The following is a 22161-nucleotide window of genomic DNA, read 5'->3' on the forward strand; positions in this document are numbered from 1 at the left end:
ATTTCTCCTATTAATTATTGTTTTTTAGTTGTTTAGTAATCGTTTAATTTGCTTTAGCAACTTCATAATGAACTGCCAATAAATACGCTTCTTCTATTGGTAAATTATCAAATAACGCTACCGTCTTTCGTGCCAGCTCTAATGATTCTTCTGAAAGTTCATCAAACAATGCAGGATCGATTTCAGGTAGTTTTTCTAATGTTTTAGCCCTTTCAACCATCGCTTTTACATGTGAAAATAACATCGCTTTTTGAACATCATTTTGTATAATTTGATGCTGCACTAACCAACTGTTGATAATGTTAATGGTTTGTTGGGTAACTAGCTCTGGTTCAAGATTGTCTTCAAACATTCTAAATTTGATTTGGGTCATAGCTAATACATTTCTCTTATTGTTATTTTAGATTGGATGGATTAAGCGTAAAACAAACGTGTTTGAATGTGGATAGAGAGTTTTTCCTTCAGAAAGAGGAAATTTGTTACAAAGTTAGTTAAACATAATAATCAAAAGGGATTGCTATTTTATATGGTGGATCATTTGCGAATCTTGATATTCAATTTTGTGAACTAGATCATAAAAAATATAATAAGATTTGTTTGTTAGACACTGAAGAAAGGTAAATCTGAAATTTCATAACGCAAGCAAGTTGAAACCTTACTTGCTTAAAAATAAAAAATTCAATAAAATCAATGGTTTTTCTGAAGCGTTTTTAGTCTATTATTACACCTTTTTAATGTGTAACGTTCTGTGTAAATAGCATTATCTGTAGCTAGAATGTTGGCTTGCAACGCCTGTAGAATGAAAATAATGACAACAACAGATTCCACCCTTATTTGTCATTGCTCATAAAGCTTTCTGCTTATCATAAGACTCTATCGTTATTATTACTGGCGACTATAACTGTTTTTTGATTTATAAAATAACTTCAAAACATTCTAGTTGTGCTGAGTCGAAATAAATATCTTTATTATTTGGTCTATTATCTGTGTTGCGGTGTGTATGCTTGAAATGTGGTGAGTTTACCCAAGCATCAAAATCATCTTTTGAATCCCACTCAACAAATGAAGAAAATAATGTGTAATCTTCTTCTGTTTTTCCTTGTAAAAAGTAAAAACGATTAAACCCTTTCATTTCTTTCAAATGGCTATCGCGGTTGCGCCATATTTCAATAAAAGCATCTTCACTACCTCGTTTAATTTTAAAACGGTTCATTACAATATACATCCCTATCTCCTTTTTACATTTCTAAATTAGACATCATATAAAAAAATAGCACGCCATGCGTGCTATTTGTAAATTGAGTTCAAAAAATTATTGATTCTCTTCGGCAGAATTTAACAATTCAGCTAAGTTAGCTGTTGCTTCTTCTGCTGAAATGGTTGTTGGAGCCTCATCGGCTGATGGCATTGCGCGTTTACGTAAACGTTCTTTATGGTAAGCATAACCAGTACCTGCTGGAATTAATCGACCAACAATAACGTTTTCTTTTAAGCCACGCAGTTCATCATTCTTACCAGCCACTGCAGCTTCAGTTAATACACGAGTCGTTTCTTGGAACGAAGCAGCAGAAATAAACGATTCAGTCGTCAATGATGCTTTAGTAATACCAAGCAAGTCATGCAAGTAAACAATCGGCTCTTTGCCTTGTGCTTCAAGTTCACGATTAATAATCTTCAAGCGAGAAACTTCAAGCTGTTCACCTTCAAGCAGACGAGAACCACCTGGATGAATAACTGTTGCCTTACGTAACATTTGTCGTACGATAACTTCAATATGTTTATCATTGATTTTTACACCTTGCAGACGATAAACTTCTTGAACTTCGTTAACAATATAACGTGTCACCGCATTAACACCACGTAAACGCAGAATATCATGCGCTGATTCAGGACCATCCGAAATCACATCACCACGCCCAACTTGTTCACCTTCAAACACGTTAAGTTGACGCCATTTTGGAATCATCTCTTCGTATGGTTCACTACCATCCAATGGCGTGATAATTAAGCGACGTTTACCTTTTGTTTCTTTACCAAATGAAATAATACCATCAATTTCAGCCAAGATAGCAGACTCTTTTGGTTTACGTGCTTCAAATAAATCAGCAACGCGTGGTAAACCACCGGTAATATCTTTGGTACCAACAGATGCTTGAGGAATACGAGCAAGTGTGTCACCAATATTAATTTCAGCACCATCTTCCAACTGGACTAATGCTTTACCTGGTAAGAAATATTGAGCAAGCATTTCTGTACCAGCCAAATAGATATCATCACCTTTAGCATCAACAATTTTAATTGCTGGGCGCAGATCTTTACCTACACCAGTACGTTCAGCTACATCTAATATCGCAATAGATGATAAACCTGTTAATTCGTCAGTTTGACGAGTAATAGTTTGACCATCAATCATATCCACAAAACGAATATACCCTTTAGTCTCAGAGATAACAGGCATTGTATGTGGATCCCAGTTAGCAACAGTTTCACCTGCGTCAACTGCCTCGCCATTACCTTTGCTTAAAATCGAACCATAAGGAACTTTATAAGTTTCTTTCATTCGACCTAAATCATCAATAATGGTTAGCTCGGCATTACGCGAAGTAATAACCAATTTCTTGTCTGGGTTAGTTACAAATTTAGCATTAGTTAATTTAATACTACCTTTGTTTTTAACTTGGACACTTGATTCCGCCGCTGCTCGCGATGCCGCACCACCGATATGGAACGTACGCATGGTTAACTGTGTACCTGGTTCACCGATTGATTGTGCAGCAATAACACCGATTGCTTCACCTTTATTGACCAAGTGACCACGGGCTAAATCACGACCATAGCATTTTGCACAAACACCAAAGTCAGTATCACATGAAACAACAGAACGGACTTTAACACTATCTACAGATTCAGCTTCAAGTAAGTCACATTTACTTTCATCAAGTAACGTGTTGCGCGGAATTAAGATATCTGCACTGCCTGGTTTTAACACATCTTCAGCAGTAACACGACCTAAAACACGTTCACGAAGTGGCTCTTTAACATCGCCACCTTCGATAACTGGCGTCATCACCACACCTTCTAAAGTGCCACAGTCATCTTCGATAACCACTAAGTCTTGTGCAACATCAACTAAACGGCGCGTTAAATAACCTGAGTTCGCTGTTTTTAATGCGGTATCGGCAAGACCTTTACGCGCACCATGGGTCGAAATAAAGTACTGAAGTACGTTTAGCCCTTCACGGAAATTTGCTGTAATTGGTGTTTCAATAATCGAGCCATCTGGTTTTGCCATCAAACCACGCATACCAGCAAGCTGACGAATCTGTGCAGCAGAACCACGCGCACCAGAGTCGGCCATCATATAAATACTATTGAAAGAAGACTGAACTTCTTCTTCACCTTTACGGTTAATCACTTTTTCAGTTGATAAGTTATCCATCATGGCTTTAGCAACACGTTCATTGGCTGCTGCCCAGATATCAATAACTTTGTTATAACGTTCACCTGCCGTTACTAAACCTGATTGGAACTGTTCTTGAATCTCAGCAACTTCAATTTCAGCCTCATTGATGATTTGTGATTTCTTCGCTGGAATTTCCATATCATCAATACCAACCGATACACCAGAACGCGCAGCATAGGCAAACCCTGTGTACATAATTTGGTCAGCTAAAATAACTGTATCTTTCATGCCTAATTGGCGATAACAGATATTTAAAATTTTAGAGATTGCTTTTTTACCAAGTGGTTGATTGATAACAGAGAAGCTCATTCCTTTTGGCATAATTAACCATAAGATCGCACGACCAACAGTTGTATCAACAACCGAGGTAGTATCTTCCCACTCACCCACACTATTATGTTGGCTTTCAGTAATACGAACTTTAACTTTAGCGTGCAATTCAACTAAACCTAAACGATATAGTTTTTCAGCTTCTTTAGGCCCTGTTAAAATCATCCCTTCGCCTTTAGCATTGACTTTATCACGAGTCATATAGTAAAGACCTAAAACCACGTCCTGAGAAGGAACAATAATAGGCTCACCACTTGCTGGCGAAAGAATATTGTTAGTTGACATCATTAACGCACGAGCTTCTAATTGTGCTTCTAACGTTAATGGAACGTGAACCGCCATTTGGTCACCATCGAAGTCCGCATTAAATGCCGCACAGACTAATGGATGTAATTGAATCGCTTTACCTTCAATTAGAATCGGTTCAAATGCTTGAATACCTAATCTATGTAATGTAGGTGCACGGTTTAGTAATACTGGGTGTTCTCGGATAACTTCATCTAAAATATCCCAAACAACTGCATCTTCACGTTCAACCATTTTCTTCGCTGCTTTAATGGTTGTTGCATAACCGCGACGCTCTAATTTTCCGTAAATAAATGGTTTGAATAATTCAAGTGCCATTTTTTTCGGTAAGCCACATTGATGCAAATGTAAGTAAGGACCTACAGTAATAACCGAACGACCAGAATAGTCAACACGCTTACCTAACAAGTTTTGACGGAAACGACCTTGCTTACCTTTAATCATATCAGCAAGAGACTTCAGTGGACGTTTATTTGAACCGGTAATAGCACGACCACGACGACCATTATCTAATAATGCGTCGACTGATTCTTGTAACATCCGTTTTTCGTTACGTACAATAATATCTGGTGCGGCTAAATCTAATAGGCGTTTTAAACGATTATTACGGTTAATAACTCGACGGTAAAGATCATTTAAATCTGACGTTGCAAAACGTCCACCGTCAAGTGGTACCAATGGACGCAAATCTGGTGGTAACACTGGTAATACGTTTAGAATCATCCATTCAGGTTTATTTTCTGATTGAATAAATGCTTCAATAATTTTAATACGTTTCGTCAGTTTTTTACGTTTAGTTTCAGAATTAGTGGTAGCAAGTTCATCACGTAACGCTTCACATTCTGCTTGCACATCAATATTACGTAATAATTCTTGAATCGCTTCTGCACCCATGCGCGCATCAAATTCATCACCGAACTCTTCTAACGCATCTAAATATTGTTCTTCCGTTAAAATTTGCCCACGGTCAAGATTTGTCATGCCACCATCAAGAACCATAAATGATTCAAAATACAGTACACGCTCAATATCACGTAGTGGCATATCAAGTAATAAACCGATACGAGATGGTAATGATTTTAAAAACCAAATATGCGCAGTTGGTGATGCAAGCTCAATATGCCCCATGCGCTCACGGCGCACTTTAGCTTGAGTCACTTCCACACCACATTTTTCACAAATTACACCACGGTGTTTTAAACGTTTATATTTTCCACATAAACATTCATAATCTTTTACTGGTCCAAAAATACGTGCGCAAAACAATCCATCACGTTCTGGTTTGAACGTACGGTAGTTGATTGTTTCAGGCTTTTTAACTTCACCAAAAGACCATGAGCGAATCATATCAGGAGAGGCTAGGCCTATCTTAATAGCATCAAAATCTTCTGTTTTTGTTTGTGCTTTTAGAAACTTTAGTAAGTCTTTCACAATTGACTCCTATGGAGTTAAACCAATTAGATAACTTATTATTGCTAATAAGTTATCCCTATAAATAGAAATCATTTAAGTTAGCAAAATTACTCTTCATCTAACTCGATATTGATACCTAGCGAACGAATCTCTTTTAATAGTACATTAAATGATTCAGGGATCGCAGGCTCCATACGATGATCGCCATCTACAATATTTTTATACATCTTCGTACGACCGTTTACGTCATCTGATTTGACAGTTAACATTTCTTGTAAGGTATAAGCTGCACCATATGCTTCAAGTGCCCATACTTCCATCTCACCAAAACGTTGACCACCAAATTGAGCTTTACCACCTAATGGTTGCTGAGTAACTAAACTATATGAACCAGTAGAACGAGCATGCATTTTGTCATCAACTAAGTGATTCAATTTCAGCATATACATGTAACCTACAGTTACCGGACGTTCAAACTGCTCACCTGTACGCCCATCGTATAAGGTAATTTGACCAGATGTTGGTAAATCGCCTAAATCAAGTAGTGCTTTAATTTCTTGCTCTTTAGCACCATCAAACACAGGTGTTGCAAGTGGCATACCATTACGTAAGTTTTGCGCAAGCGTCATAACTTCTTGATCCGTAAATTCGTCCACATTCACTTTTTGTGCAGCGCCTAAACCAAGATCGTACGCTTTTTGGATAAATTCACGTAATTTAGCTAATTCTTGCTGCTCTTTTAGCATAGTGTCGATCTTCTGACCAATGCCTTTAGCGGCCATACCCAAGTGAGTTTCTAGTATTTGTCCGATATTCATACGAGATGGAACACCTAATGGATTTAATACAATATCAACTGGGCGACCCTGGTCATCATATGGCATGTCTTCAATTGGATTAATTTTAGAGATAACCCCTTTGTTACCATGACGACCCGCCATCTTATCACCAGGCTGAATTTGACGTTTAACCGCCAAGTAAACTTTAACAATTTTAAGCACTCCTGGCTGTAAATCATCGCCTTGAGTGATCTTCATGCGTTTAGCTTCTAGCTTTTTATTAAATTCAGCTTTGATTTCTTCATGTTGCTCAGCAAGTTGTTCTAATTGAGCTTGCTTATCTTCGTTAGCTATACCGATTGTCAGCCATTTTTCACGAGGTAAAGCATCCAATTTATCTGCTTTGATGCCACCAGAAATAAGCACATCACGAATACGAGCAAATAGTGCAGCTTCTAAGATTTTAAGCTCTTCAGTCAAGTCTTTTCTTGCTTGTTTAAGTTGCATTTCTTCAATTTCAAGTGCACGTTTATCTTTTTGTACACCATCACGAGTAAACACTTGAACATCAATAACTGTACCTGAAACACCATTTGGCACACGCAACGAAGTATCTTTAACATCAGATGCTTTTTCGCCGAATATGGCACGCAGTAATTTTTCTTCTGGGGTTAATTGTGTTTCACCTTTAGGCGTTACTTTACCAACCAGAATATCGCCACCTTGGACTTCAGCACCAATATAAACAATACCTGACTCATCAAGTTTAGATAATGCAGCTTCACCCACATTTGGAATATCAGCAGTAATTTCTTCTGCACCTAACTTTGTATCTCGAGAGACACAAGATAATTCTTGAATATGAATAGAGGTGAAACGATCATCTTGCACTACTTTTTCAGAGACTAAAATAGAATCCTCAAAGTTATAACCATTCCATGGCATAAATGCCACACGCATGTTTTGACCTAATGCTAATTCACCTAAGTCAGTAGATGGACCATCGGCAAGTACATCGCCACGTTCAACTTTCTCACCTAATTCCACACATGGAATTTGATTAATACAAGTATTTTGGTTAGAACGGGTATATTTAGTTAAGTTATAAATATCAATACCTGTTTCACCAGCGTATATCTCATCAGCGTTAACATTAACGACAATACGTGATGCGTCTACATATTGCACTGTACCACCACGGCGAGCCACTGCTGTTACACCAGAGTCAACCGCTACAGCACGTTCCATACCAGTTCCAACAAACGGTTTTTCCGCTTTTAACGTAGGTACTGCTTGACGTTGCATGTTCGCACCCATTAAGGCACGGTTCGCATCGTCATGCTCAAGGAATGGAATTAATGAGGCACCAACTGATACGATTTGTTGAGTTGATACGTCCATATAATGAACTTGTTCAGGACTATATAAACCTGATTCACCATTTAAACGACATGTCACTAAATCTTCTTTAAAGCGACCATCTTCATCAAGGTTTGAGTTTGCCTGAGCAATCACAAATTCACTTTCATCAATCGCTGATAGATAATTAATTTCATCAGTTACGATGCCATCAATAACTCGACGATACGGCGTTTCTAAGAAACCATACTCATTAGTCCGCGCATAAACCGCTAATGAATTAATCAAACCGATATTTGGACCTTCCGGTGTTTCAATCGGGCAAACACGACCATAATGCGTTGGATGCACGTCACGCACTTCAAACCCTGCTCGTTCACGAGTTAAACCACCTGGACCTAATGCAGATATTCGGCGTTTGTGCGTAATTTCAGATAATGGGTTATTTTGATCCATAAACTGCGATAGCTGACTAGAGCCAAAAAATTCACGAATCGCAGCTGAAATTGGTTTCGCATTAATCATATCTTGTGGCATGAGCGAATCGAGATCACCTAGAGATAAGCGCTCTTTCACTGCTCGCTCAACACGAACTAAACCAATACGGAATTGGTTTTCTGCCATTTCACCAACGCTACGAATACGACGATTGCCTAAATGGTCAATATCATCAACTTCACCGTGACCATTTCGAATAGCAATCAATTTTTTCATCACGTCAACGATATCATCTTTCGTTAAAACGCTTTCGCCTTCAATGTCATCACGACCTAAAGAACGATTAAACTTCATACGACCAACAGCAGATAAATCATAGCGCTCGTCAGAGAAGAATAAATTATCAAATAATGCTTCAGCTGCTTCTTTTGTTGGCGGCTCACCTGGGCGCATCATGCGATAAATTTCAACTAACGCACCTAATCGGTCACGCGTTGAATCAACATTTAATGTTTCAGAAATAAATGCACCATGATCTAAATCATTAGTGAACAAGGTTTCTATTCTTTTATATCCCGCATTGGTTAATTGAAGTAATAACTCTAGCGAAATTGGAGTATTAGCAAAAGCAATTACCTCGCCCGTTGCTTCATCAACATAATTTTTAGCAAGAACTTTATTAACGATATATTCAACAGGTACATCAATTTTACTAACATTATCTTTTTCTAACTCACGAATGTGACGAGCAGTAATACGACGACCTTTTTCAACATAAATTTTACCTTTTGATTCAATATCAAATAGTGCTGTGTCGCCCCGTAAACGCTCTGGAACAAGATCCATTTTTAACTTAGATTTACCAACTTCAAAAATGGTTTTCTCAAAGAAAATATCTAAAATTTCTTCTGTTTCAAAACCTAACGCACGTAAAATAATTGTTGCTGGAAGCTTACGGCGACGGTCAATACGAGCGAAAAGATTATCTTTTGGATCAAATTCAAAATCAAGCCAAGAGCCACGATAAGGAATAATCCGAGCATTGTATAGAACTTTACCAGAAGAGTGTGTTTTACCTTTATCACTATCAAAGAACACACCAGGACTACGATGCAATTGCGATACGATTACACGCTCGGTGCCGTTGATCACAAATGTACCATTGTCCGTCATCAAAGGAATTTCGCCCATGTAGACGTCTTGCTCTTTAATATCTTTAACTGTTCCTTCTGGCGCATCTTTATCATAAATCACTAAACGTAATTTTACACGCAACGGTGCTGAGTAAGTGATCCCTCTAATTTGACATTCTTTAACATCAAACACAGGTTCGCCCATCTTAAAGCTCACGTATTGCAACTCAGCGTTACCGCTATAACTTTTTATCGGAAATATTGAACGAAATGCGGCTTCTAAGCCATATTGGCCTTCTGGATCTTGCTCAATAAATTTCTGGAACGAATCAAGTTGAATAGAAAGAAGATACGGTATATCCAAGACTTGTGGACGCTTACCAAAATTCTTACGAATTCGCTTTTTCTCGGTATAAGAGTAAACCATTAGTTCCTCAACTTGCTTATCTGCTATTCTAGCATGATTAAATATTCATCAGGATTACTATCGCTAACTGATGGCACCTGACACCTCATCGAAAATATCTATAAATATCAATTGATTAGGCTTAATAAATATACTATTTCTTTATTACTTTTATTGATAATCTTCAAATAAAATTCTTTAACTTATTATAGCGCAAAAAGGCTGGAGGTATAAAACCCCCAGCCATTTGCTGTGTTATCGATAAACTTATTTAAGTTCGACAACCGCACCAGATTCTTCAAGTGCCTTTTTAAGCTCATCGGCATCAGCTTTACTAACAGCTTCTTTAACAGTTGCTGGAGCTGATTCAACAAGATCTTTAGCTTCTTTTAAGCCTAAACCAGTTGCACCACGAACTGCTTTGATAACAGCAACTTTGTTAGCGCCAACATCTTTTAAGATTACATCAAATTCAGTTTTTTCTTCTGCTGCTTCAGCAGGACCCGCTGCGGCTACAGCTACAGCTGCTGCTGCAGAAACACCAAATTTTTCTTCCATCATCGATACAAGTTCAACAACGTCCATAACAGACATTTCAGCAACTGCATCTAAAATTTGTTCTTTAGTGATAGACATAATATAGTTTCCTAAATTTACATTTTTTTAATTAATAAAATTCACAATCAAGCTGCTAATTAAGCTGCTTCTTTTTGATCGCGAACCGCTGCAAGAGTGCGAACCAATTTGCCAGCTGCGGCTTCTTTCATGGTTGACATCAAGCGAGCTAATGCTTCTTCATAAGTAGGTAATGTTGCTAAGCGATCAATGTTCGCTGCAGTAATTAACTCACCTTCAAAGGCTGCGGCTTTTATCTCAAATTTATCATTTTCCTTTGCAAACGCCTTAAAAATACGCGCTGCAGCACCTGGGTGCTCACTTGAAAATGCAATTAGAGTTGGACCAACAAACGTATCTTTCAAACACTCGTATTGAGTGCCCTCAACAACACGGCGTAATAGCGTATTACGAACAACACGCATATAAACACCCGCTTCGCGAGCAGATTTACGTAATGCAGTCATTTTTTCTACAGTTACGCCACGAGAATCAGCAACAACTGCAGATAGCGCACCTTTGGCGATTTCATTAACTTCAGCAACAATTTCTTGTTTATTTTGAAGATTTAGTGCCATTGGTATTGCTCCTGGATTATACTAGGCAAAGCCTAGACTTATTTTAACTAACTACAATATGTAGCTAGCACAACCACGATGAGCAGAATCCCTCTATTATATCTTATCAGGCTCTGTCACCGTCTACGTAGGAAAATTAAGTAGTCAAAACTCAACTACACCTACGGTCTTGGACGGGGTCTGGTTAAGGCCAGACACCAACCGATCTTTTTGTTTAATTATTAAATTAATTAAACACTTGCATTTAATGTTGCTTGATCAATTGCAACACCTGCACCCATTGTAGTAGAAAGGCTAACTTTTTTAATAAATACACCTTTCGAAGATGCTGGTTTTGCACGTTTTAAAGCAACAAGTAATGCCTCTAAATTTTCTTTAAGCTTATCTGCATCAAAATCAGCTTTACCGATAGTTGTATGGATAATACCATTTTTATCATTACGGTAACGAATCTGACCAGCCTTAGCATTTTTTACCGCTTCAGCAACGTTAGGGGTTACAGTACCAACTTTAGGGTTTGGCATTAAACCACGAGGTCCTAAAATTTGACCTAATTGACCAACTACACGCATAGCGTCAGGCGATGCAATAACAACATCAAAGTCCATTTCACCTTTTTTGATTTGATCAGCTAGATCATCCATACCGACTAATTCAGCACCAGCTTCTTTCGCTGCTTCTGCATTTGCTCCTTGAGTAAATACAGCAACGCGTACACTACGTCCTGTGCCATGTGGAAGCACAATTGCACCACGAACATTTTGGTCTGATTTACGTGAATCGATACCTAAATTTACAGCCACGTCAACACTTTCTGTAAATTTAGCAGTAGCTAGTTCTTTTAATAAGGCAATAGCTTCGTTAATGTCATATTGTTTAGTTGCGTTCACTTTTTCGCGGATAAGTTTAGCTTTCTTAGATAATTTAGCCATTGATTAACCCTCCACTTCCAAGCCCATTGAACGTGCAGTTCCTTCAATAGAACTCATCATCGATTCAATAGTAGCACCATTCATATCAGCTGCTTTTAATTCTGCGATTTCGCGAATTTGCGCGCTCGTTACTTTACCTACTTTCTTCTTGTTAGGTTCGCCAGAACCTGACTTGATTTTAGCCGCTTTCTTCAATAAAACAGCTGCTGGAGGTGTTTTGGTTACAAAAGTAAATGAGCGGTCAGAATATACCGTAATTACAACTGGAATTGGTAACCCTTTTTCCATGCTTTCTGTTTTTGCATTAAATGCTTTACAGAATTCCATGATATTAACACCATGTTGACCAAGTGCTGGACCAACTGGCGGACTAGGATTTGCTGCACCAGCTGCAACTTGCAACTTGATGTAAGCTTGTACTTTTTTTGCCATTTTTAGTTTCCTGTGCTCGGGTGCAAACGCCTCTATTAATAATAACTATTAATAAATAGACAGCTCCCCTAAGTTAAATGAGGGCAAAATTATCCTACAACTCGGATAAAATTACAAGATTTATTTAAAAAGAAATAACCAAAGCAAGGTAAACACCTTGCTTTTAAGTTACAACTAAATGAAATAACAATAAATTTAAAGTACGTTAACTGCGTTAAGCTCTTTAAACGCAAGCTCTAAACGAGCAACTAAAGAGTCTTGACCTTTACGTAACCATACGCGAGGGTCGTAGTATTTTTTATTTGGCGCATCAGCACCTTCAGGATTACCTAATTGCCCTTGTAAGTAAGCTTCATTGGCTTTGTAGTAATTCAACACACCTGCCCAGTTAGCCCATTGAGTATCTGTATCAATATTCATTTTAATGACACCATAACTCACTGCTTCAGCAATTTCTTCTGGTGTAGAACCAGATCCGCCATGGAACACAAAGTTTAATGATTTTTCAGGTAAGTTAAACTTCTCTGATACATATTTTTGTGAATTATCTAAAATTTTTGGCGTTAATTTCACATTACCTGGCTTATAAACACCATGTACATTACCAAATGACGCGGCAATAGTAAAACGAGGGCTAATTGCACTTAAACGTTCGTAAGCATAAGCCACATCTTCTGGTTGAGTATAGAGTGCTGAACTATCCATATGGCTATTATCAACGCCATCTTCTTCACCACCAGTACAACCTAATTCTAACTCTAAAGTCATTTTCATTGCTGACATACGAGCAAGGTATTGACAACAAATATCAATATTATCTTTTAATGACTCTTCTGAAAGATCTATCATATGAGATGAAAATAATGGTTTACCTGTTTTAGCAAAATGTGTTTCACCTGCATCAAGTAATCCATCAACCCATGGAAGTAATTTTTTAGCACAATGATCAGTGTGGACAATAACCGGCACACCATATTTTTCAGCCATAAGATGAACATGTTTGGCACCAGAGATCGCTCCTAAAACAGCGCACTCTTGCCCTTCCAGTTTTAACCCTTTACCGGCGATAAACTGAGCACCACCATTAGAAAACTGTACAATAACAGGTGAGCCAACTTTAGCGGCTGTTTCAATTACTGCATTGATGGTATTAGTATCAACACAGTTTACAGCGGGTAATGCAAAATTATTTTCACGTGCAACTTGAAAAACTTTTTGAACATCGTCACCAGTTACAACACCAGGTTTAACAACATCAGAAATCTTTGTAGCCATTTTATTACCTATAAATTTATTTATATAAAAAGTAAAGGATGAGTAACTATCTCATCCTTTTCACTGAACCTATATTATGCTTTTGCTCTAGCTTCTAGCATTGCAACAGCAGGAAGTTTTTTACCTTCAACAAACTCAAGGAAAGCACCACCACCGGTTGAAATATAAGAAATTTTATCTTCAATGCCAAATAAATCAATTGCGGCTAAAGTATCACCACCACCAGCAATTGAGAAACCTTCGCTATCTGCAATTGCTTTCGCAACAATTTCAGTGCCACGGCGGAAATTTGGGAATTCAAAAACACCCACTGGACCATTCCATAAAATGGTTTTAGCGTTCTTGATAATATCTGCTAATACTTCAGCTGATTTATCGCCTAAATCAAGAATTTGTTCGTTTTCTTTAACGTCTTTTACTGATTTTTCAGTGGCAGTTGCAGTCTCACTAAACTCTGTTGCAACTCGGACATCAGTAGGTACTGGAATTTCACAATTTGCCATTAATTTTTTCGCTTCAGGAATTAAATCGGCTTCATAAAGTGATTTACCAACATCATAACCTTCAGCTGCAATAAATGTATTTGCGATACCGCCACCAACAATAATTTGATCGGCAATTTTTGATAATGAATCAAGTACAGTTAACTTAGTTGATACTTTTGATCCAGCAACAATTGCAACCATTGGTCTTGCTGGATTATCAAGTGCTTTACCTAAAGCATCAAGTTCAGCGGCTAATAATGGACCAGCACAAGCAACTGGCGCAAATTTACCTGCACCATGAGTTGAGGCTTGGGCACGGTGAGCCGTGCCAAATGCATCCATTACATAGATATCACAAAGCGCTGCATATTTTTTAGATAAAGTTTCGTCATCTTTACCTTCACCTACATTGAAACGAACATTTTCTAGAACGACTAATTCGCCTTCTTTTACATCAACGCCATCAAGGTAGTCTTTGACTAAACGGACAGGGAATGACACATGTTCTTTTAAATAATCAACAACAGGTTGTAAAGAAAATTCTGGGTTATATTCGCCTTCTGTTGGACGACCAATATGAGAGGTAACCATTACTTTAGCACCTTTTTTAATGGCATCTTCAATAGTAGGTAGTGATGCTTTAATACGCGCATCTGAAGTTACCTTACCATTTTTAACCGGCACATTAAGATCTGAGCGAATAAATAAGCGTTTTCCTTTTAGATCAAGATCTTGCATTCTAATAATAGACATGAGATTTCCTCTTATAAAATATAATAAAAATAAAACTCTTTTTATTCTAACATAAAATTTCTTTTTAGGTTATAGACTTTAATGAACAAATAATAAACATTTATTATAAACAAAAAATTACCAATTATATTTTTTTTGTGCAACGGCATTGACAAAATGGATAAAATCAGGCATATTTTGCCACCTTAATTAATATGTAATTTTTATACAAACTTGGGAGTTGACTTTGGCTAATATCAAATCAGCTAAGAAACGTGCGGTTCAATCCGAAAAACGCCGTAAACATAATGCTAGTAACCGTTCAATGATGCGTACTTATATTAAAAAAGTTTACGCAGCTGTTGCAGCTGGTGATAAACAAACAGCTGAAGTAGCATTCAAAGACATGCAAGCAGTTGTTGACCGTCAAGCGTCTCGTGGCTTAATTCACAAAAACAAAGCGGCACGTCATAAAGCAAATTTAATTAAACAAATTAAAGCATTAGCATAATATATTTATCTGTTAACTATCATAGTTAAAGAAAAATAACAAAAAGTGGTGTAAGCCACTTTTTTTATTTGTATACTAATCATTCACGCAATATTAATAAAATAATAGAAGAGAGTTTATTGTGGTTCAGCGCGATTATGTAAGAAAAAAGAGCCAACCCAAAAAAAACAAGCAAAAAAATAAGCCTAATTTGATGATGTTCTTGGCTATTATTATCATTATTCTATTTTCCGCTATCCTTTATCTTATTGCAAATAATTCTCCTAAAAAAGCTATTGAACGACCAAAAGCAAAAACGCAACCGCCCGTGATGACTTTACCAGAGCAACCACAAGAGCGCTGGACATATCTAAAAGAATTAGAAGCGCCTAATGCTAGTTCTGGCTTAGCATCAAGCTCTATTGCTAATGAAAGACAAAAAATATTAGATAGTTTTATTAATAATGCACGTATCGCTACCCCTTCCTCACCAGGAAATACAATACAAAATCAGACTTCGAACGTAGCATCACAAACAGCGCCAACTATTAACAATAAATGGCTATTACAATGTGGAGCATTCAAGGATAAATCTAATGCCGACACACTCAAAGCCAAGCTTGCGATGACAGGCATTAGTAGCAACATTTCTTCAGGTCAGTTATATCGTGTCACCGTAGGACCATATACGAGTAAAAAAGAAGCAAATAGCGTATTAAACTCATTAAATAATAATGGGATTAATAATTGTGTTATTTCTAACTAGAAAAAAACGATGAAACTACTTAATAAAATACAGCTATTTACCCAAATGTTATGGGTTAGGATCAATAACGATCGCCTAACAACCTATTCTGCTGGGCTTGCTTATACTACGATACTTGCACTAGTTCCCCTTATTACCGTTATATTTTCATTACTGTCCGCTTTCCCGATGTTTGATGATGCTAGCCAATCATTAAAACAACTAATTTATAATAACCTTGTTCCTACCGCTAGTGATACCATCCAAAGCTACCTAGAGCAGTTCATCACTAATACGAAAAAAATGACCTTTGTTGGCATAATTGGATTGATTGTTACATCTCTACTGCTCATCAATTCCATTAATACAACACTTAATCGTATTTGGAAAACTAAACGAAAACGTTCTTTTATGTACAATCTAGCTATATACTGGACCATCTTAACGTTGGGACCCATCTTAGTGGGCTCTAGCATAGCTGTCAGCTCTTACATATTTTCACTAAAATGGTTTTCAACAGCAGCAACAAATACTATTTTACTCAACATGCTGCCATTTATAATTTCGGTGATCGGATTTTGGTTACTTTATAGTATTATTCCGACCGAACCTGTGCCATTAAAAGAATCACTTATTGGTGCGCTTGTCGCTGCAATATTATTTGAATTAGGCAAACGTGCTTTTTCGCTATATGTTACTTCATTTCCAACATATCAACTTATTTACGGTGTTGTATCATCCATCCCCATTATGTTAGTTTGGGTTTATTTTTCTTGGTGTATTGTGTTGTTCGGTACTGAATTTGCTGCAACTTTAACTGACTATAACCAACAAAAAAAGCATGGCGTTGATAACCAGCCATTATCGGAGTAATTAATTTATGATCGCCTTAATCCAACGAGTTAAACAAGCTAGTGTTACAGTAGAGAATAATATTGTTGGGCAGATTAACCAGGGTTTACTAATTTTACTCGGTGTTGAGCAAGGTGATGACGAACAAAAAGCAATTCGTTTATGTGAAAAGGTATTAGGTTACCGTATTTTCAGTGATAGCGAAGGAAAGATGAACTTAAATGTTAGCCAAGCTAACGGCGAAGTATTGGTTGTTTCTCAATTCACACTGGCAGCAGATACTAAAAAAGGAATGCGTCCCAGTTTTACTAAAGGCGCAAAACCTGATGAAGCAAATAAACTTTACCAATTTTTTGTCGAACAATGCCAACAAAAAATATCAACTAAAACAGGACAATTTGCCGCCGACATGCAAGTATCTTTGATCAATGATGGTCCAGTAACATTTTGGTTACAAGTTTAACCATATAATCAAAAATACATTTTGCTAATATTTGATAAATTATCGCTGTTTTTTATATTTCATTAACAACAATTGAAATGAGTTCTTTTAATTTCCTGTTAATTTTAACATATCGGATACTAGCAAAGTAGAAGATGAGCATTAACTAAATTAATCATCAATCGTTAAATTACGAGTAGTCAAATCATATGGCGTTAACTGATAAACATAATAGTTAAGCCAGTTACTAAATAACAAATATGCATGGCTACGCCACGTTGCTTTTGGTGCAATATCAGGGTTATTATCAGGAAAATAATTATAAGGAATATCTGGATTCATACCTGCCTTTACATCACGAACATATTCATTAGCTAATGTAAATGAGTCATATTCTGGATGCCCTGTTACAAATGCCATACGTTTATCAGGGGTTGCCATTAAATAAGGCCCTGTCATATCGGACTTTGCCAGGATGGTTAAATCTGTATAATTGCTAATTTTATCAATTGGAAAATCCGCATAACGGGAGTGTGGAGCTAAAAAAGTATCATCAAATCCACGCGTTAAAATTGCATTAGCCTGAGCAATTTGGTGCTGATAAACGCCTGACAGCTTATGTGCACGAGTAAATTTAGGTAAATCATATAATATATTCAATGCAGCTTGAACGGCCCAACAAACAAACATAGTCGATGTCACATGATCTTTTGCCCACGTTATAATTTCAGTTAATTTAGGCCAATAAACAACATCAGAAAAAGCGACTTTACCCAAAGGTGCACCAGTAATAATTAATCCATCAAAATTTTGTTCGCGAATATCATCAAAATCACAATAAAAACTGTTTAAATGCTCAACTGGTGTATTTTTTGACTCACGTTGATCGATACGTAGTAATTGAATATTTATCTGTAAAGAGGAATTAGATAGTAAGCGTAAAAATTGATTTTCTGTCTCTATTTTTTTAGGCATTAAATTTAGAAAAAGAAGCTTAAGAGGGCGAATTTCTTGTGTATTAGCACGTGATGAAGTCATAACAAATACATTTTCATTACGTAGCACGTCAACAGCAGGTAATGAATCAGGAATGCAAATAGGCATAACAAAAGCTCCTAACAACGATAAATTATGTTCAACATTAAAAGCAGACGTCTAGAAATCTATACAGCTAAATATAGTGTGTTTTGGATCATTTGTCGAGGTTTTTTATTAGACAATAATAAACATAATATTTTAAACAAAATCATGCCAATAGCTAATTAATAAATATTATCATTACTACCATAGGTTAATAAAAATAAAGAGAGCTTGCTTAAAAAGCGCTTGTATCAGTACGCCAAGTATCAGCCGTAAGAGCCTCACCAAAATAGCTATTGATTAATTTTTGGGTAATATCACTGAGGGGGGAAGCTAACACCTCCGCTGTATTGCCATACTCAACAAGATCGCCATTATGCATAACTAAAATTTCATCACTAATATGTTTCATCATACCAATATCTTGAGTTACATAAACATAAGAAATATTTTGCTCAACTTGTAATGACAACATCAAATTAACAATCTGTGAACGCATGGAAATATCTAACGCAGCCAAAGCCTCATCTAAAATAATAACTTTAGGCTTTAAAATTAATGCTCTAGCTAATGCGACACGTTGTTTTTGTCCTGCCGCCATTACCGAAGGATAATACGAAGCATGTTCAGGCAATAGCCCCACTTGTTTTAATACGCTATTAATGAGCCTTTCACGTTCATGAGCATCATAATTCGCATTGCGTTTAAGTGGAATTTCTAGTAATTGCCCAATACGTAATCTTGGATCAAATGAACTTTCTACGTGTTGAAATATCATTCGGATCAACTGATAGCGATGGCTGTAATCACCATATTGAACTTTATTACCATCAATCCAAATATCACCACTATCGGGTTTTATCATACCAACTAGCATTTTAGCTAAAGTAGACTTTCCTGAGCCATTTTGCCCAATAATAGCCAGAGTTTTGCCTTCATTTAATGAAAACGAGATAGGATTAACCGCATTAATTTGCAAATGACCAAAAAGCCCTTTGGGGATTTTAAATCGCTTTGATAAATTGCGTACTTTTAATATTGGACTCATCTTTATATTCCTATTATTTATGGCAACTCATCAGTATTTAACGGAAAATGGCAAGCAACAGCATGATCTTTTAACGATATAAGCTCAGGTGCTTGGATACATTTTTTTTGTGCATAAGGGCACCGAGGACCTAAACGGCAACCGATGGGTAAATGCTCTAAAGATGGAATAACCCCTGGCAAGGTATTTAATGGGCTTTTATGAGGCATTGATTTACCAAAATCAGGAATCGCATAAATCAAAGCCTGAGTATATGGATGATAAGGTGATTTAATTAAATCTTCACTATTCGCAATTTCAACCGTTTGACCACAATAAAGCACATTAATACGATCAGTCCATCTAGTTACCATTTGCAGGTCATGATTAATAAGCAAGATAGTTGTGCCCAAATTCTGATTCATGCTAGCCAATAGCCTAAATATTTGCGCTTCGGTTGTTGCTTCCATTGCATTTGTTGGCTCATCGGCGATAAGTAGTTTTGGCTGATTAGCTAATGCGATAGCTATCATAACTTTCTGGCATTCACCTTCAGTCAATTCAAATGGATAAGATTTTAATATTTCCTGATGATTTTTAATTCCTACTCGATGTAATAGCTCAATGGCTCGATGTTTACGCCAAAATAACCTTTGCCACCAATGCCCCTTAAATGTTCTTCTCGGTATAGCGTCTATTAACTGTTGCCCTACTTTCATAGAAGGATCTAAACAAGATTGAGGCTCTTGAAATATCATGGATATATTTGCACTAATGACTTTTCGTCGCTGCCTAGGCGTTAGCTTAAGAAGATCAATATCATTAAAATAAAAGCGATCTGCTGAAATTTTCCAGTTATGATTAGTAACCCCTAAAATAGCTTTAGCAATAAGGCTTTTCCCTGAACCAGACTCTCCAACAAGGCCACGAATCTCACCTTCAGATAATTTTAGATTAATCCGGTCAATTGCACGTAAAAGACCATCAGGGGTAATAAATTCAATGGTTAAATTTCGAATATCTAACAAAGCCATCGTTAATGTCCTGCTCGGCGACCATACAATCCAAAGTTGAATAAATAAACCAAAATAATTGTTGCTGAAACCGCAATGCCTGGAGATAAAAAGGCCAAATAATTGGTTGCAATGATATCTTTCATTTGAAACATCATCATTCCCAAATCTGGACGAGAAACATCATTAGCAAAGCCTAAAAAAGTTATAGTGGTGATAGCTAAAATAATTGAAGAAAATAATGAAACAATTTCAGTCAAATAAACTGGTAAAATGTTAGGTATAATATAATGATTTAAGATTGCAAATGAAGATAATCCATCAAGCCTGTAAGCCGTAATATACGTTTTATTCCATTCGTTGATAGCGCGTTGATGAATATTGTAAATAAAGCGAGGGCTATAAGAAAATCCAATCACCAATAACATATTAGTAATATCATCTTTTAATAATAGACTAATTACAATCACACCAAGTAGCGGCGGTACGACCATACAAAATTTAAAAATAAATAATACGAAAGGTCGTATAAATGATATAAAAAACATTAAATAATTAATTAATCCGCCAACAGCAACCACATAAAATACTACTTTTAATGTCATTGACATAGTCGAACGATAACCGATTAACAAATAATCAAAAATATCTTGCCCTTTAGCATTCGTGCCTAATATATGATTGATATCACCATTGGGCCACCAAGCAGGCGGTAACCGAGAGGGATAGATAGGATTTAAATGGGCATGAAAAAACCATTTAGTTGATAATGCAATAAATGCGATCGCTAATATGCCATAAAAACCAACAATTAAGTAAAGATTACTATGTAAGCGATTAAAGCTTAATTTTATATTTTTAAGTAATCTAGCTAGCCTAAACATAATGTTCCTTATGACGCAAAGGATAAATAGCAACTGCCAAAATTTCACCTAATAACGTTAATAAACTAATGACAGAACCACAAGCTAGAATTGCAATAGATATAATAAAATAATTGTGATGACGATACGCGATCATCACCCATTGCCCCAATCCTATTCGATTAAACAAAATTTCAATTACCATAGTTGAAAATAACAGTGTAGTTGTATTATATGTCAACAGAGGAATAGTCGCTGGGATTGAATTAGGCAACAAGTGTCGACGCAAAACTTTAAATGGCGATCGCTCACGAATAATCGCCATTTTTATAAAATTCTGCCGCGATATGCTTTTCACATTTTGGCTGATTAATTGAATTGTCATAATGCACGGTTGAATGGCTAAAATAATGATAGGCAAAAACAAATAGTGCAGTTGCTCAAATAATACGTGCCATTTAAAAGTTTTTGACGCGCCAAAAATATCCAATAACGAAGTGCCAGCAACTACTGGTGACACATCAAAATTCATCGATATCGACCAAGTTGGTGATAACCAATACATGACGATAACAACCAACATAACGATAGGGCAAGAATACAATAATAAAGATCCTAAACGAATCGTACTATTTAGCCAATTAATATGACTAAGCCCTAGAAAGATCCCCAAAGGTAACCCAATAAATAAAGCCACGAATAAAGAGAGAATACAAAGTTCAAATGTAGCCAATAAGGTGTGAAAAAACGGCACAGTTTCACCCGTTAATAATCTAAATTGCCCTTGCAGTAACTGTTTAAAAAAAACGCAATAACTATCGACAAAACTTAGATTGTTAAAATTAAACATTGAATGGGGGGTAAAATAAACTAAACAAAAGCTAATCTGAGCCAACACGCAGATAATAAATAAACAGGTTACTATTTTTTTGAAAATATAGATAATCATTATTTATCTTTATTGCTATTTGAG

General features: G+C 36.5%; 19 protein-coding genes. 4 read left to right on the forward strand and 15 right to left on the reverse strand.

All coding sequences use genetic code 11. The features are described from left to right. Positions 1-43 precede the first annotated feature (43 nt). The 10 genes from A9G28_RS04535 to pgk form a co-directional block, all read right to left on the reverse strand. Entirely contained in the window at positions 44-373 is a 330-nt protein-coding gene (locus A9G28_RS04535) for a hypothetical protein (protein ID WP_065579901.1), read from the reverse strand. A 540-nt stretch (positions 374-913) separates the two neighbouring features. Continuing rightward, the gene (locus tag A9G28_RS04540; protein WP_065567429.1) at positions 914-1225 is read right to left on the reverse strand and encodes an antibiotic biosynthesis monooxygenase family protein; all 312 of its coding nucleotides are present in this window, start codon (positions 1223-1225) and stop codon (positions 914-916) included. An 87-nt stretch (positions 1226-1312) separates the two neighbouring features. After that, positions 1313-5530, reverse strand: coding sequence for a DNA-directed RNA polymerase subunit beta' (gene rpoC / locus A9G28_RS04545; protein WP_065579902.1), 4218 nt, complete (start codon positions 5528-5530; stop codon positions 1313-1315). 89 nt (positions 5531-5619) lie between these two features. After that, positions 5620-9648: a DNA-directed RNA polymerase subunit beta gene (gene rpoB / locus A9G28_RS04550; RefSeq protein WP_065567427.1), complete on the reverse strand. Its 4029-nt coding sequence runs from the start codon at positions 9646-9648 to the stop codon at positions 5620-5622. Positions 9649-9894: 246 nt separating this feature from the next. After that, positions 9895-10263, reverse strand: coding sequence for a 50S ribosomal protein L7/L12 (rplL, locus tag A9G28_RS04555; RefSeq protein ID WP_065567426.1), 369 nt, complete (start codon positions 10261-10263; stop codon positions 9895-9897). 59 nt (positions 10264-10322) lie between these two features. Continuing rightward, positions 10323-10820, reverse strand: coding sequence for a 50S ribosomal protein L10 (rplJ, locus tag A9G28_RS04560; protein WP_065567425.1), 498 nt, complete (start codon positions 10818-10820; stop codon positions 10323-10325). Between the two features lie 230 nt (positions 10821-11050). Continuing rightward, complete coding sequence (gene rplA / locus A9G28_RS04565; RefSeq protein ID WP_065567424.1) at positions 11051-11752, reverse strand: 50S ribosomal protein L1; 702 nt, start codon at positions 11750-11752, stop codon at positions 11051-11053. 3 nt (positions 11753-11755) lie between these two features. Further along, positions 11756-12184, reverse strand: coding sequence for a 50S ribosomal protein L11 (gene rplK, locus A9G28_RS04570; protein WP_065567423.1), 429 nt, complete (start codon positions 12182-12184; stop codon positions 11756-11758). A gap of 195 nt (positions 12185-12379) precedes the next feature. Beyond that, the gene (gene fbaA / locus A9G28_RS04575) at positions 12380-13459 is read right to left on the reverse strand and encodes a class II fructose-bisphosphate aldolase (protein WP_065567422.1); all 1080 of its coding nucleotides are present in this window, start codon (positions 13457-13459) and stop codon (positions 12380-12382) included. A 74-nt stretch (positions 13460-13533) separates the two neighbouring features. Beyond that, positions 13534-14697, reverse strand: coding sequence for a phosphoglycerate kinase (pgk, locus tag A9G28_RS04580; RefSeq protein ID WP_065567421.1), 1164 nt, complete (start codon positions 14695-14697; stop codon positions 13534-13536). Between the two features lie 226 nt (positions 14698-14923). Here pgk and rpsT point away from each other — a divergent pair, with 226 nt between their 5' ends. The 4 genes from rpsT to dtd all read left to right on the forward strand — a co-directional run bounded on the left by rpsT (position 14924) and on the right by dtd (position 17226). Continuing rightward, the gene (rpsT, locus tag A9G28_RS04585) at positions 14924-15187 is read left to right on the forward strand and encodes a 30S ribosomal protein S20 (RefSeq protein ID WP_065567420.1); all 264 of its coding nucleotides are present in this window, start codon (positions 14924-14926) and stop codon (positions 15185-15187) included. A gap of 121 nt (positions 15188-15308) precedes the next feature. After that, complete coding sequence (locus A9G28_RS04590) at positions 15309-15932, forward strand: SPOR domain-containing protein (protein WP_065567419.1); 624 nt, start codon at positions 15309-15311, stop codon at positions 15930-15932. Positions 15933-15941: 9 nt separating this feature from the next. Continuing rightward, the gene (locus tag A9G28_RS04595) at positions 15942-16784 is read left to right on the forward strand and encodes a virulence factor BrkB family protein (protein ID WP_065579903.1); all 843 of its coding nucleotides are present in this window, start codon (positions 15942-15944) and stop codon (positions 16782-16784) included. Positions 16785-16791: 7 nt separating this feature from the next. After that, complete coding sequence (gene dtd / locus A9G28_RS04600; RefSeq protein ID WP_065567417.1) at positions 16792-17226, forward strand: D-aminoacyl-tRNA deacylase; 435 nt, start codon at positions 16792-16794, stop codon at positions 17224-17226. Between the two features lie 150 nt (positions 17227-17376). On the opposite strand, the gene metA is transcribed toward dtd, so the two are convergent. The 5 genes from metA to A9G28_RS04625 all read right to left on the reverse strand — a co-directional run bounded on the left by metA (position 17377) and on the right by A9G28_RS04625 (position 22137). After that, entirely contained in the window at positions 17377-18309 is a 933-nt protein-coding gene (gene metA / locus A9G28_RS04605) for a homoserine O-acetyltransferase MetA (RefSeq protein WP_065579904.1), read from the reverse strand. 211 nt (positions 18310-18520) lie between these two features. Continuing rightward, positions 18521-19333, reverse strand: coding sequence for a peptide ABC transporter ATP-binding protein (locus A9G28_RS04610; RefSeq protein ID WP_065579905.1), 813 nt, complete (start codon positions 19331-19333; stop codon positions 18521-18523). A gap of 17 nt (positions 19334-19350) precedes the next feature. Further along, positions 19351-20346 carry a peptide ABC transporter ATP-binding protein gene (locus A9G28_RS04615; RefSeq protein ID WP_065579906.1) on the reverse strand — a complete coding sequence of 332 codons (996 nt, stop codon included), beginning with the start codon at positions 20344-20346 and terminating at the stop codon, positions 19351-19353. Positions 20347-20348: 2 nt separating this feature from the next. Beyond that, entirely contained in the window at positions 20349-21209 is an 861-nt protein-coding gene (locus A9G28_RS04620; protein ID WP_065579907.1) for an ABC transporter permease subunit, read from the reverse strand. Then, positions 21202-22137, reverse strand: coding sequence for an ABC transporter permease subunit (locus A9G28_RS04625; RefSeq protein WP_065579908.1), 936 nt, complete (start codon positions 22135-22137; stop codon positions 21202-21204). Before A9G28_RS04625 ends, A9G28_RS04620 begins: the two co-directional genes overlap by 8 nt. Positions 22138-22161 lie beyond the last annotated feature (24 nt).

Origin of the sequence: Gilliamella sp. Fer1-1 (assembly GCF_001690825.1) — a bacterium.
Taxonomy (GTDB): Bacteria; Pseudomonadota; Gammaproteobacteria; order Enterobacterales; family Orbaceae; genus Gilliamella; species Gilliamella apicola_C.

What these genes read in the sequence shown, in the direction of transcription:
- A9G28_RS04535 (WP_065579901.1), bottom strand. Translation starts at nt 373, where the DNA reads ATGACCCAAATCAAATTTAGAATGTTTGAAGACAATCTTGAACCAGAG.
- A9G28_RS04540 (WP_065567429.1), bottom strand. Translation starts at nt 1,225, where the DNA reads ATGTATATTGTAATGAACCGTTTTAAAATTAAACGAGGTAGTGAAGAT.
- rpoB (WP_065567427.1), bottom strand. Translation starts at nt 9,648, where the DNA reads ATGGTTTACTCTTATACCGAGAAAAAGCGAATTCGTAAGAATTTTGGT.
- rplL (WP_065567426.1), bottom strand. Translation starts at nt 10,263, where the DNA reads ATGTCTATCACTAAAGAACAAATTTTAGATGCAGTTGCTGAAATGTCT.
- rplJ (WP_065567425.1), bottom strand. Translation starts at nt 10,820, where the DNA reads ATGGCACTAAATCTTCAAAATAAACAAGAAATTGTTGCTGAAGTTAAT.
- rplA (WP_065567424.1), bottom strand. Translation starts at nt 11,752, where the DNA reads ATGGCTAAATTATCTAAGAAAGCTAAACTTATCCGCGAAAAAGTGAAC.
- rplK (WP_065567423.1), bottom strand. Translation starts at nt 12,184, where the DNA reads ATGGCAAAAAAAGTACAAGCTTACATCAAGTTGCAAGTTGCAGCTGGT.
- fbaA (WP_065567422.1), bottom strand. Translation starts at nt 13,459, where the DNA reads ATGGCTACAAAGATTTCTGATGTTGTTAAACCTGGTGTTGTAACTGGT.
- pgk (WP_065567421.1), bottom strand. Translation starts at nt 14,697, where the DNA reads ATGTCTATTATTAGAATGCAAGATCTTGATCTAAAAGGAAAACGCTTA.
- A9G28_RS04595 (WP_065579903.1), top strand. Translation starts at nt 15,942, where the DNA reads ATGAAACTACTTAATAAAATACAGCTATTTACCCAAATGTTATGGGTT.
- dtd (WP_065567417.1), top strand. Translation starts at nt 16,792, where the DNA reads ATGATCGCCTTAATCCAACGAGTTAAACAAGCTAGTGTTACAGTAGAG.
- metA (WP_065579904.1), bottom strand. Translation starts at nt 18,309, where the DNA reads ATGCCTATTTGCATTCCTGATTCATTACCTGCTGTTGACGTGCTACGT.
- A9G28_RS04610 (WP_065579905.1), bottom strand. Translation starts at nt 19,333, where the DNA reads ATGAGTCCAATATTAAAAGTACGCAATTTATCAAAGCGATTTAAAATC.
- A9G28_RS04615 (WP_065579906.1), bottom strand. Translation starts at nt 20,346, where the DNA reads ATGGCTTTGTTAGATATTCGAAATTTAACCATTGAATTTATTACCCCT.
- A9G28_RS04620 (WP_065579907.1), bottom strand. Translation starts at nt 21,209, where the DNA reads ATGTTTAGGCTAGCTAGATTACTTAAAAATATAAAATTAAGCTTTAAT.
- A9G28_RS04625 (WP_065579908.1), bottom strand. Translation starts at nt 22,137, where the DNA reads ATGATTATCTATATTTTCAAAAAAATAGTAACCTGTTTATTTATTATC.